A 12,019-nucleotide genomic window follows, 5' to 3' on the forward strand; every position below is an offset into this window, starting at 1 on the left:
GCGGTGGCCCGACAGCCCTACACCACCCCCGAACAGCTCGCCGTCTGGCTCGGGCACCCCGCCCCGCCCGAGGCCGAGCGGCTGATCGCCCGCGCCGGCGAGGACATCGACTCGGCTCTGCTCACCGCGATCTACGCCGTTGATGACGACGGCGACCCCCTCGACCCGCCGATCGTCGAAGCCCTCGCCGCGGCGGTCTGCGCGCAGATCGAGTATTGGCTCGGGTCCGGCGATGACGGCACGGGCGCGGCGGGCAGATGGGACTCGGTCTCGATCGGACCCGTATCTCTGTCCGGCCGCGCCGCCTCGACCGCCGGAGCGTCCGGCGTCGAGCTCGCGCCCCGGGCCGCCCGCGCACTCCGGCGCGCTGGCCTCGAACCGGGGCGGGTGATGGCGTGGTGACCCGCGTCCCGCCCTCCCTGCTCCGCCACCGGATCGGCGTCGAGCCCTACCTCGGCGACGGCGCATACGGCCCGACCTACGGCCCGTACGTCGAGGTTCCCGCGCTCGTCGGCGAGGCCGTCCGTATGGTCCGGGCCCCCGACGGTCGGACCGTCACCAGTACCGCGCAGGTGATCGCCGCCCCCGGGCTGGACTGCCCGCCCGGTAGTCGGGTGACCCTGCCGCGCGGTCGCGTCACCACGGCGATCAGCCTCGCCGAGCACACCGCCCCGGGCCTACCGGTCCCCGCGTCCACGGAGGTGGTGTGCGAATGAGCCGCGCCCGACTGCGCTGGAACGGCAACGCTGCCACCGGAGCGATCCGCGAGGCTGCGGCGCGCGGACTGCTGCTCGGCGCCGAGCATGTCCTCGCCGAGAGCCGCAAGCGCGTCCCGATCAACGAGGGAACCCTCGAACGGAGCGGGGCGAGCTCGGTCGATGAGCAGCAGATGACCGCCGCCGTCTCGTACGACACCCCGTACGCGGGACGCGTCCACGAAGACATGACCGCCCGGCACGCCCCGGGGCGGACCGCGAAGTACCTCGAAGGCGTCTTGCCTGAGAGCGCTGGCGAGGTACAGGCGTTGATCGCCGCGCAGGTCCGCCGGGCGCTCCGGTGACGTACAGCGTCGACCTGGCCGACGGAGTGGCGCGGCTGCTCGCCGACGCCGGGCTCGGCGTCTACCGGCCCGACGGCGTGTACGTGGCGGGCGACACCGCGATCACCATCGCCTCGCTGCCGCCGTCCCCCGACCGCGTGCTGTGCCTGTCCCTCTACCCGGTCGCCGAGTCGGCCGCGCTCACGGACACGACCACCGGGCTACAGGTGCGGGTGCGTGCGGGCGCCGACCCGCGCGAGGCCGAGGTGCTCGCCGACCGGGTGCACGACGTGTTGCACGCGTCCGGCCCGCACGTCTTCGGCGAGGCCCGGGTGCAGCTCATCTTTCGCGTGTCCGCCGGCCCGCTCGGCGCCGACTCCTCGGGCCGCTGGGAACGGACCGCCAACTACCACTGTCGCGCCCACCGGGCGCATCCCAACCTCGAATAAGGGAGGTCCCATTGAGCACGCCGCCGTCGCCTGACGACGTGACCCTGCTCGCCCGGCGGTACCGACTTGAGCTCGACATGCCGACCGTCCCCGGAACGCCCGTGTGGACGCTCGTCCCCGGAGTCTCGGAGTTCGCGCCGAAGATCGAACCGACCGCGCAAGAGCTCAACCTCTACGACGGCGAGGGCTACCCCGAGCAGGTCGTGACCATGCTCAAGTGGAGCATCGAGACCACCGTCGCCCACCGGGCGAACCCGGTCACCCTCAAGTTCTCCAGCGCCCAAGAGGCCCTGCGGAAGGCGTCCATGTCCTTTGGCGCCGCCTCTTACGTGCGCGTCCGCTGGTTCGACCGGACCGGTCTCCCGGACGCGTACGAGGGCCGAGCCATCGTGCAGTGGGAGCCGGACGGCGGCGACGCCGCCGAGGTCGACACCGTCAAGATCACCCTTACCGGCTCGGGCAACCTGACCGCGATCACGAACCCGGTCGCGACCCCGGGCCTGCTGTCCGTAGAGGGCAAGACGGCCAAGGCAGGTGACAGCTAATGGCGTTCGAGGCACTCGGCGAGCTACTCGACGAAGCGCTCACCCTCCCCATCCGGGGTAAGCCGTACCGGGTGCCCGCGCCGTCGGCCGAGGTCGGCCTGCTCACGCAGGCACTCGTGCACGCTGCGGCGGTCGCTGCCGACGGGGGCCGCGCCGACGAGCAGGTGCTCGCCGATGCCGCCGAGCGCAACCACTACCGGGACGTACTCGGCCCGACGTACGACGAGCTGATCGCCGACGGGGTGTCTTGGCCCGAGCTCAAGCACGCGGCCCTCACCTGCATGGTGTGGATCGCGCAGGACCGCGTCGCCGCCGAGCGGTTTTGGAACTCGGGCGGCGACCCAAATCGACTGGCCCCGAACCGAGCCGCTCGGCGCCGGTCGGGCGGGGCGAGTACGACGAAGAATCCGGCCTCTACGAGTGGTACGAGCACCCCGTCGGCGCCCGCCCGCGCCAAGGCAAAGGGCAAGCGCCGGAAGTGACTTGGGCTCGGATTCTCGACGAGTGGCCGCTCGTCGAGGCCGACCTGCACGAGACCTACGGGCTCGACCTCAGCACCCCCGGCCTGCTCCAAACGCGCTCGTGGCGATGGCTGCGGGTGCGGGTGCTCGGCCTGCTCAGCACCGAGACGCGCCTCGCGCGTCTGCTCAACCCCTCGCCTGACTCGCCCTCCCCCTAACCGGGGCGGCGCACGACCGACCGGGGGTGAGCGATGGCCCTCATGGTCGGCGAGCTCGCCGCCACCATCACCGTTGACGATTCCGGCGCCGCCGCCGGGGTCTCCCGCGCCGAGCAGGCGATGCGCCAGGGCGGCGACCGGATCGCCGCCGAGGCCGACCGCGCCGGCGAGCAGGCGGGCGACAACCTCGGCGACGGGCTCGCCGACGGCGCGGCCGACGGCGGGGCGGAAGCCTCGCGCGGCATGGGCACCGCCTTGAAGGGGTTCGCTGCGGCGGCGATCGGCGCGGGTATCGGCGCCGCCCTCATGGCCGGAGTCGGCGAAGCGCTCGAACAGTCCAAGATCCCCGGACAGTTGCAGGCGCAGCTCGGCGCGACCGGCCCGGTCGCCAAGCAGTACGGCCAGGTGGCGGGCGATCTCTACGCCGGGGCGATCGTCGAGTCGGTCAGTGACGGCGCGGAGATCGTCAAGGGCATCGCACGGAATGGCTTGCTCCCGCCTGAGGCCACACAGGGGCAGGTCAAGACGTTGGCGACGCAGGTCGCTAGCGCCGCCTCGGTCATGGGCGAGGACGTCTCGAAGGTGTCCCGGTCCGTCGGCGTCATGATGAAGAACGGCCTAGCCAAGTCGGCCGAGGAAGCGCTCGACGTCTTGGTGAAGGGCTCGCAGAACGGCGTCGATGCCGCCGAGGATTTGCTCGACACGTTCGCGGAATACCCGACCGAATTTCGGCAGCTCGGCCTCGACGCTCAGACCTCTATGGGTCTGCTGCAACAGGGCCTAAAGGGTGGCGCGCGGGACGCTGACACCGTCGCCGACAGCCTCAAGGAATTCACCTTGATGGCTCAGTCGATGGAAGAGGCGACGGCCGACGCGTACACCTCTCTCGGTTTCAACGCCGAGAAGATGCAGAAGGTTTTCCAGAAGGGGGGACCGGAAGCAGCGAAGGCGCTCGACCAAGTCCTCGACAAGCTGCGGGGCGTTAAGGACCCTGCGAAGCAGAGCGAGCTCGCGCTCGGCCTTTTCGGCACCAAGGCCGAGGACATGCAAAAAGCGATGTTCTCGCTCGACCCATCCAATGCGGTAAAGGCGCTCGGGGATGTCAAGGGCGCCACGGATGCCGCCGGTACCGCGCTGCATGATAATGCGGCGACGAAGATCGAGGCGTTCAAGCGCGGGATCGAGCAGAAGCTCGTCGGCGCCATCGGGAATTACGCGATCCCGGTCATTGAGAAGCTCGTGAATTGGCTCGGCGCGGGCGGGCTCGGCGGCGCGTTCAGCGCAGGCGCCGCGTTCGTCTCCGAGCACTCGACGGCGCTGTCGATCGCCGCCGGCGTGATCCTGGTCCTGATGCTCCCGACGCTCATCGCGTTGGGTGTCACGGCCACGACCACGACCATCGCGGTTGTCACCGGATGGGCAACGCAAACCGTCGCGGGCGTAACCGCTGCAGGACGGTTTGTCCTGCTCAACGCCACAATGTTGGCGGGTTGGCTCGCGCAGGGAGCGGGCGCCGCCGCGGCTGCCGTGCGGGTGGTCGCCTCTTGGGTCCTCATGGGGACGCAGTCCCTGATACAGGGCGCCCGGATGGCCGCGGCGTGGCTGCTCGCCATGGGCCCGATCGCGCTCGTGATCGCTGCCGTGGTCGCGATCGTCGCCCTGATCGTCGCCAACTGGGACACCATTGTCGGCGCGACAAAGGCCGCGTGGGATTGGGTGTGGGGCAAGCTCAAGGCCATTGGAGAAAGGATTCTACAATTCTTCCTTAACTGGACCTTGGTCGGCCTCATAATCAAGCATTGGGACTCGATCAAGAGCGGCACCATATCCGCATGGAATGCCACGGTCGATTGGGTCCGGGGCATCCCGGGCCACATCGTCGACTTCTTCCTCAACTGGACTTTGGTCGGCCTGATTATCAAGCATTGGGATTCGATCAAGTCGGGTACCGTCCGAAAGGCCGGGGAGATGCTCGATTGGGTGCGCGGCTTGCCGGGCATGATCGGAAGCTACTTCGGCGACTTCGGCTCGATGCTCTACGACAAGGGCCGCGATCTGATCTATGGCCTATGGAACGGCATCAAGGGCATGGGTTCGTGGCTGCGCTCAACGCTGATGTCTTGGGCCAAGAATTTGATCCCGGGACCGATCGCTAAGGCGCTCGGAATTCACTCTCCGTCGCGTCTCATGCGAGACAAGATCGGCCGCTTCATTCCTGCGGGAATCGTCGAGGGAATCAAGGCGGGATCGTCCGCCGTCGACCGGACGATGCGCAACCTCGTATCCGTACCGGCCCGCCCGCAGTTCGCCACCGCCGGCGCGTCCGGCAACGGCACCGCCACGGCGGGCGGTTGGGGGCCGAGCGTCCATATCGAGAACTGGCACGGCGGCGAGCAGAGCCCCGAGCAGAACGCGACCGCGCTCGCGTGGCACATGAAGGCAAGGGGGTGATCCATGGCCCCCGGTGATCGCGTCGCCCGCGCCGGACACGTCCAGTTCGGCGACCTGCTGCTCGGCCCGACCACCCCGTACGGGTGGGAGTCGCTCACCGGGTGGGAGGACTCCCCGGGCATCGACTCGGGGACGGTTCCCCGGTCGGACGGGCACGGCGCCTATCCCGGCCGGCTGCTCGCGCAGGTCCGGACGATCACCCTCGACGGGGTGGCGATCCGGAGCGAGCCCGGTCGGATGGGCGCCGCCGTCCGCGAGCTGTCGACGGCGACCGCGCTCCGCGACGACGAGCTGCCGCTCGTGATCCAGCTCGACGACTCCCCGCCCCTGCTCTCGTGGGCGCGGTGCATCCGCCGGGCCGTCCCCGTCGGGGCGGGCGGGTACGCGATCGGGCTCGTGACCGGGGCGGCGATTCAGTGGGAGGCCACCGACCCGCGCCGGTACAGCGTGATCGAGCAGCAGGTCGCGACGAGCCTTCCCGCGCCCGAGCCGGGCCTCGAATGGGGGATGCCCCCGGGGCCCGAGCGGCTGACCTACCCGCTTCGCTTCGGCGCCCCGGGCAGCACCGGAACCGTCATCGCCGTAAACGACGGCGACGCCCCCTCACACCCCGTGATCACCTTTCGCGGGCCGGTCTCCCTCCCGTCCGTGACCAACGTCCGCACGGGCGAGGTGATCGAGTACGACATCGACCTCGCCGCCGACGACGAGCTGCTCGTCGACACCCGAGAGGGAACAGTCACGCTCAACCGGTCCGCCTCGCGCCTCTACACCGCGACGGCCCGCAGCGTGCCCGAGCAGTCCCTCGACCTCGACCCGGGGCCGACGTCGCTGCTCTTCCGCGCGGCCCCGGGCTCCACCGACCCCCGCGCTGCGGCGTCGATCCGTTGGCGCTCCGCCTTTTGGTAAGGAGGACCCTCCCTTGACCGTGCGTACCGGATGGCTGCTCCCCAACGGCCAGACCCGCGAGGACACCCGACTGTCCCCCCTCGGCGCCATGGCTCCCGAGACGGCGATGACCACCCGCGACGGCGTGATCGCCGGCGGAACCGCGCTGAACGCGACCGGCGCCGGCGCCATGCAGGTGCAGATCGCGGTCGGCCGTGCCGTGGTGCAGGGGACCGAGCCGCAAGGCTCGTATCCCGTGGTGGTCACCGCTCCGGAAACCCTCACCGTCGCCGACGGAAACGCCGCGAACGCGCGCATCGACTCCGTGGTGCTGCGGGTGTACGACGAGCTGTACGACACCAGCGGGCAGACCCTCGCCCGGATCGAGCTCGTGCAAGGCGCCGCGAACGCGAGCCCGAACCCGCCCACCCTGCCCCCGGCCGCACTCAGGCTGTGGGACATCACTGTTCCCGCCGGAGTGTCCGCCGGAACCGGCGGCATCACGTGGGCGAGCGCCCTCGCCGACCGCCGCCGTTTCACCGCCGCCTATGGCGGGATCATCCCCCGAGGGTGGGGGCTGAGCTTCAACGGTGCCTATCCGGGCCAGTACCGGGACAACGGCTCTGGTCTCGACCGGTGGGACGGCACCGCATGGCAGACCCTCGATCCCGTCATCGGGTGGACTGCCCCCGCCCTCGCCGCCGGCTACACCAACGGCGGCAACTCTCAGGGGACGCTGCGGTACCGGCGGATCTTGCTCGGCGGCGTCCTCCACCTGCAATGGCGCGGCGGCGTCTCATGGACGACCAACGCCACCCCACCGGCCAGTGGACAGCCCCTCGCCGCGCCGCTCCCCGCCGCCGCACGCCCCGCGCTGCACACCTCGGCGTCGATCGCGGCCGGCGGCGTACCGATCAAGGTCGACTGCCAGACCAACGGGCATTTGAAGTTCATCGGTAGCCCGTCCCTGACCACGTGGGCCGCGTTGAGCGGGTTGATCTACCCGCTCGACGCGTGAGGGGGTGAGGGTTGATCGCCCCCATATACCGGGTGCTGCTGTGCGACCTGCGGTCCGACCAGGTGCTCGACGTCCTGCCGATCACCGACGTGTCGCTCGACGACTACATAGGCAAGATCGGCAGCGCCTCGGCAACGATCCCCCTCCCGAACCGCGCGGTCGCCGCGCGCGCCCGCGCCGCCGTCGAGCCGGGCCGTACCGCGATGTGGATCGAGCGCGGCTCGGAAATCTGGTGGGGCGGCGTCCTGTGGACCGCCAACCTGACCAGCAACGCGCGCGGATTCCTCAGCCTCCAAGTACAGGCTGGCGGGTGGGCGTCCTACCTCGATCACCGCGCGATCCTCCACACGCAGCAGGCGGTGCAGGTCGACCAGTACGACATCGTCCGAGGTCTGATCGACTACTCGGCCAGTCTCCCCGGCGGCGACATCGGCATCGAGACCGACGCCGAGCAGCTCTCGGGAGTCCTACGAGACCGCACCTTTCGCCGCTACGACGTCCCCCGCATCCGTGAGGTGATCGACCAACTCGCCGCCACCGAAGGCGGGTTCGAGTGGCGCATCATGTCGTACCGCGAGCCGACCAGCGGCCGACGGGTCAAGCGCTTGCAGCTCGGCGCCCCGGTCATCCGCACCGGCGCGAGCGAGGTCGTCCTCGACCACCCCGGCCCGCTCCTCTCCTACGGGTGGCCCATCGACGCCACCGTGCAGGCCAACGTCTGGCAGAGCCGCGGCGCGTCCGACAACAAGAACCAGACGGCGGAGTCGCTCCCCCTGATGAGCGAGCTGCTCGTCGCCGACGAACAGCTCGGCGCCGGATGGCCCCGGCTGGACGGCACCTCGGACTACTCCACCGTGACCGAGCAGCCCACCCTCGACGCGCACGCACGCGCCGACCTGGCCGCCGCCCTGCGCCCGCAGACGATCCCCGAGGTGACCGTCGCGCTCGACCGCACCCCCTTGTCGCCGGCCCTGCTCGGCGCCACCGTCCGCGTGCGCATCCGTGACGACTGGTGGACCGAGGGACTCGACCACCGGTACCGCGTCGTCGGCCTCGCCATCAGTCCACCCCTACGCGGCCGACCCGAGACCGCGAAACTCTTCCTGGAGGCCGCCTGATGGCAGCGATCCCCCTTGACCTGCTCGACCGTATCCGCGAGCTCGAACGGCGGGTGCGCGAGCTCGCCGGCCGCGCCAACATCCGCCCCGCCCTCGACCAGATCCTGCACGGCGACATCACCATCGGCGAGGGCGGACAGCTCATCGCCCAGACACCCGAGGGCATCGCGACCTTCAAGGTCGGCCAGACGCCCCAAGGTGACTGGGGCGTTTTCATCCGTCGTGCCACCGGAACGCGAGCCCTCACGGTCGGCGACGACGTCCTCGCAGAGGATCAGATGATCCGCATTTGGAGCCGTGACAAGGAACGGCCGACCCCGATCCTGATGGATGACGCGTTCAGCGACCGTTTTCTCGGCCGCCCCATGCTGCCCCTACAACTTCACCCCACCCAACGGCAGAACACATCCGACACCAGCTTTCAACCGGCGTGGTGGGGGTCAGGTCCGGCAACCCACGCGGTCGCCGAGATCGAGCTGCACACCTACGCCAACGCCGGGGGCGGGCAGGTCAGGGTCACCATGCGGCCCGAGGGCGGGAGCGCGATCACGGTCGCCGAGTACGACTGTCCGGCCGGCACGTGGACCAACAAGTTCATCACGCAGCCCATGCACGACGTCGAGTTTTTGCAGTGGGTCGAGTGGATGGTCGAGCACCGCAACGTTCAAGCGGGCCGCGACGTCGAGACCCGGCTCTACTCGGCTCTTTACCGCCACACCTATACCCCCGACGAGGCCCCGCGCGTGCCGACCCGCCCCCCGACGGCCACCGCCACCGCACAGCGGGGAACGGGTCCTGCGGCGAGCGAGACGTCGGCCGAACCCAAGCGGCCTGACTCCGTGCGCGCCCCATCAGGGCTGCGCACGGTCGAAGACTAAGGAGGGCCCCGCACTGCTGCCCCCGTCCATACCCACCGTGACCGTGCGCGGTCGCTACCTCGCCCCCGACGGCACTCCGCTGTCGGGGGCGGTTGTCTTCCGCGCTCCCGCTCAGCTCACCTTCCCCGCCGCCGACGTGATCCTCGGCGGACCGGTGAGCGCCGTTCTCGACGCGCAGGGCTCGATCGAGGTCACCCTGCCCGCCACCGACTCGCCCGCCATGGACCCGACCGGGTGGGCGTACATCGTGACCGAGCAGCTCTCAGGAATCCCCGTGGGCCGCTCGTACAACATCGTCCTACCCAAGGCGCTGCCCGAGGTCGCCCTCGCCGACATCGCCCCGACCGACCCCGCGAAGCCCAACTACGTGGGCGTGCCGGGGCCTCAGGGAGACGTCGGCCCGACCGGCGCCCCCGGATCGCGGATCTACAGCGGCACCGCCGCGCCGACTGCCGGTCTCGGTGTCGACGGCGACGTCTACGTGCGGTACGAGACCACCACGTTCCTGAACGTGACCAGCACGACCGTATCGACGTGGCAACGAACGGCCGGTGTGTGGGCGCAGCTTGGCGGCGACGTCCGGGGCGCCGCTTGGTACCTCAACAACACGACGACCCCCAGCACCTCGACGCGCCCCGGCGACCTGCTGCTGCGCACCGACACGGGCGACATCTGGCAGCGCACCGGAAGCGGGTGGGGAACGGCGGTCGGCAACCTTCGCGGGCCGAAGGGAGACCGAGGCGACGCCGGCCCGACCGGACCGGGCGGCGTCGTCCAGTCCGTCAACGGCAAGGCCACCGCCGCCGTGACCCTGTCCGCCGCCGACGTCGGGGCCGTCCCCGCGACGGGTCCCGCAGTCGTCACGCTGCCCGCCGGATCGTCCGAGCTGCCGTTCACGGTCAAGGCCGAGGACAAGGCGACGAACCTTCTGGAGATCCGGGCGAGCGGGTCCATCCGGGTCCAGACCGGAAACGTCTACCTCGACCGCAACCTGCGGATCGGCGACGCGACCGCCGACACAGGCGGGGGAAACGGCGTGATCGTCGTCAAGGACGCCGCCACCGTGCCGACCGCCGCCGCGGCCGGCGCCGCCATCCTCTACAGCGAGGGCGGCGTCGCCAAGGTCCGCCAGAGTGACGGCCAGGTCGTCACCGTGGGCGCGGGCGGGGGCGGTGCGGTCGCGTCCGTCAACGGCAAGACCGGCGTCGTATCGCTCGTCGCGGCCGATGTCGGCGCCCTCGATCAAACGGCAGCAGATATCCGGTACGCGCAGACCTCGGCCGCCGTCCTGCTCGCCGGAACGCAGACGATCAGCGGGTCGAAAACCTTCAGCAGCATTCCGTCGAGCTCGGCCGCGCCGACCACCGCGAACCATCTGACCCGCAAAAGCTACGTTGATGCACTCGGGGGCGGCGAGTGGTTGCCCAGCGATCACGGGCTGCTCACGTGGGCATTCGACCCCGCGCTCGGCGCATCAACCGCCCTCTACCCCGGCAGCGGCCCGATCCGGATCACGGCCGTGATCCTGCGCGTGCCCGTCACCGTCAACCGGATCGTCTGGTTCGCGACCGGCTACGCGGGCGGACTCACCACCGGATCGTGGGCAGCGCTCTACGACTCGGCCGGTACCCGCGTGGCCGCGACGGGCGACATGTCCACCGCCACGTACGAGCCGGCCGAGGTCCACACCGCCGGCGGGGCGACGATCAGCTCGCCCCTGACCGCGCCGTACGCGGCGCCCGCCGGCATCTACTACGTCGCCGCCCGGTGGCAGTACAACGTCGGCACGGGCGACGGGCCGATGCTCCTCGCCTCGGAAAGTGGCGCGGGCGCCCCACCCAACGCTTTCGGGCAGACCCCGGTGAAGCGCTTCGGCGTCTACACGACCGGCGCCGCCGCCGCCCCCGCGACCATCAACGTCGGCGCCATGGAGAACGGCGCTAACCGCTTCTGGGTCGCCCTGTCCTAACTCCCCCTTCGCCTCTCTTACGCCCCGTGCCTGTTGGCCGGGGCCTTTTTCATGTCTGGAGACACCCACCCATGGCAACCCCGTTCAGCCCCGATCGGCTCGTCGAGATCCTTCGAGCCGAGGGTGTGCGCGTCGTCGAGTACGGCCAGTGGCGCACCCACAACCGCAACCACAGGGGCAGCTTTGGCCCGATCAACGGCGTGATCATCCACCACACCGTGAGCTCGGGCACCGAGTCGTCGGTGCGGCTCTGCTACGACGGGTACGACGACCTGCCGGGCCCTCTCTGTCACGGAGTGATCGCCAAGGACGGCACCGTCTACCTGATCAGCTCGGGCCGCGCGAATCACGCGGGCGCGGGCGACGGCGACGTGCTCGCCGCCGTCACCGACGAGCGGGCGCTGCCCTCCCCCAACGACCGCAGCGCCGACGGCAACGTGCACTTCTACGGGTTCGAGTGCATCAACCTCGGCAACGGTCGCGACCCTTGGCCTGCCGAGCAGCTCGACGCGATCGAACGCGCCTCGGCGGCGATCTGCCGCGCGTACGGATGGAGCTCGGCGAGCGTCATCGGCCACAAGGAATGGACCTCTCAGAAGGTCGACCCCGTCGGATTCAGCATGGCGGACATGCGCGCCCGGATCGAGCGCCGCCTCGGCGGAAAGCCCGAGCAGCCCAAGCCGACCCCGCCGCCGGCGGCGCGCTTCGAGCCGTTCCCCGGCGTCGGCTGGTTCAAGGCGAACCCGCGCTCGCCGATCGTCACGGCGATGGGCCGCCGACTCGTCGCCGTCGGGTGCTCGGCGTACCGCCAGGGCCCCGGGCCGCAGTGGACCGAGTCCGACCGACAGAGCTACGCCCGGTGGCAGCGACAGCTCGGCTACTCCGGCGACGACGCCGACGGCTGGCCCGGCCCGACGTCATGGGCCGCGCTCAAGGTCCCCAAGGTCTGACACCCGCCCGCGCCCGCCCGCACCCGCGGGCGGGC

14 protein-coding genes are annotated in these 12,019 nt (G+C 70.5%); all 14 read left to right on the forward strand.

Annotation, left to right across the window (positions count from 1 at the left end; all coding sequences use genetic code 11):
• The first annotated feature begins 3 nt into the window (after nucleotides 1–3).
• The 14 genes from OG764_RS16885 (at nucleotide 4) to OG764_RS16950 (ending at nucleotide 11,984) form a co-directional block, all read left to right on the forward strand.
• The gene (locus OG764_RS16885) at nucleotides 4–402 is read left to right on the forward strand and encodes a hypothetical protein (RefSeq protein ID WP_328969246.1); all 399 of its coding nucleotides are present in this window, start codon (nucleotides 4–6) and stop codon (nucleotides 400–402) included.
• Nucleotides 396–716, forward strand: a complete 321-nt coding sequence (locus tag OG764_RS16890; RefSeq protein ID WP_328969247.1) for a hypothetical protein — start codon at nucleotides 396–398, stop codon at nucleotides 714–716. The genes OG764_RS16885 and OG764_RS16890 overlap by 7 nt, the downstream gene beginning before the upstream one ends.
• The gene (locus OG764_RS16895; protein WP_328969248.1) at nucleotides 713–1,060 is read left to right on the forward strand and encodes a hypothetical protein; all 348 of its coding nucleotides are present in this window, start codon (nucleotides 713–715) and stop codon (nucleotides 1,058–1,060) included. The genes OG764_RS16890 and OG764_RS16895 overlap by 4 nt, the downstream gene beginning before the upstream one ends.
• Entirely contained in the window at nucleotides 1,057–1,488 is a 432-nt protein-coding gene (locus OG764_RS16900; protein WP_328969249.1) for a minor capsid protein, read from the forward strand. Before OG764_RS16895 ends, OG764_RS16900 begins: the two co-directional genes overlap by 4 nt.
• Nucleotides 1,489–1,499: 11 nt before the next feature.
• A complete protein-coding gene (locus OG764_RS16905) occupies nucleotides 1,500–2,033 on the forward strand; it encodes a phage tail tube protein (RefSeq protein WP_328969250.1) in 534 nt (177 codons plus the stop codon).
• Nucleotides 2,033–2,515, forward strand: coding sequence for a DUF7426 family protein (locus OG764_RS16910; RefSeq protein WP_328969251.1), 483 nt, complete (start codon nucleotides 2,033–2,035; stop codon nucleotides 2,513–2,515). Before OG764_RS16905 ends, OG764_RS16910 begins: the two co-directional genes overlap by 1 nt.
• Nucleotides 2,512–2,712 carry a hypothetical protein gene (locus tag OG764_RS16915; protein WP_190026906.1) on the forward strand — a complete coding sequence of 67 codons (201 nt, stop codon included), beginning with the start codon at nucleotides 2,512–2,514 and terminating at the stop codon, nucleotides 2,710–2,712. The genes OG764_RS16910 and OG764_RS16915 overlap by 4 nt, the downstream gene beginning before the upstream one ends.
• 33 nt (nucleotides 2,713–2,745) lie before the next feature.
• Entirely contained in the window at nucleotides 2,746–5,163 is a 2,418-nt protein-coding gene (locus tag OG764_RS16920) for a phage tail tape measure protein (protein ID WP_328969252.1), read from the forward strand.
• 3 nt (nucleotides 5,164–5,166) lie between these two features.
• A complete protein-coding gene (locus OG764_RS16925) occupies nucleotides 5,167–6,072 on the forward strand; it encodes a phage distal tail protein (protein WP_328969253.1) in 906 nt (301 codons plus the stop codon).
• A gap of 13 nt (nucleotides 6,073–6,085) precedes the next feature.
• On the forward strand, nucleotides 6,086–7,069 hold the full coding sequence (locus OG764_RS16930; protein ID WP_328969254.1) for a hypothetical protein: 984 nt from the start codon (nucleotides 6,086–6,088) through the stop codon (nucleotides 7,067–7,069).
• A gap of 14 nt (nucleotides 7,070–7,083) precedes the next feature.
• A complete protein-coding gene (locus OG764_RS16935; protein WP_328973041.1) occupies nucleotides 7,084–8,187 on the forward strand; it encodes a hypothetical protein in 1,104 nt (367 codons plus the stop codon).
• Nucleotides 8,187–9,065 carry a hypothetical protein gene (locus OG764_RS16940; RefSeq protein WP_328969255.1) on the forward strand — a complete coding sequence of 293 codons (879 nt, stop codon included), beginning with the start codon at nucleotides 8,187–8,189 and terminating at the stop codon, nucleotides 9,063–9,065. Before OG764_RS16935 ends, OG764_RS16940 begins: the two co-directional genes overlap by 1 nt.
• 37 nt (nucleotides 9,066–9,102) lie before the next feature.
• Nucleotides 9,103–11,034, forward strand: coding sequence for a hypothetical protein (locus tag OG764_RS16945; protein ID WP_328969256.1), 1,932 nt, complete (start codon nucleotides 9,103–9,105; stop codon nucleotides 11,032–11,034).
• 71 nt (nucleotides 11,035–11,105) lie between these two features.
• On the forward strand, nucleotides 11,106–11,984 hold the full coding sequence (locus OG764_RS16950; protein WP_328969257.1) for a peptidoglycan-binding protein: 879 nt from the start codon (nucleotides 11,106–11,108) through the stop codon (nucleotides 11,982–11,984).
• Nucleotides 11,985–12,019 lie beyond the last annotated feature (35 nt).

Origin of the sequence: Streptomyces sp. NBC_00239, from assembly GCF_036194065.1 — a bacterium.
Lineage (GTDB): Bacteria > Actinomycetota > Actinomycetes > Streptomycetales > Streptomycetaceae > Streptomyces.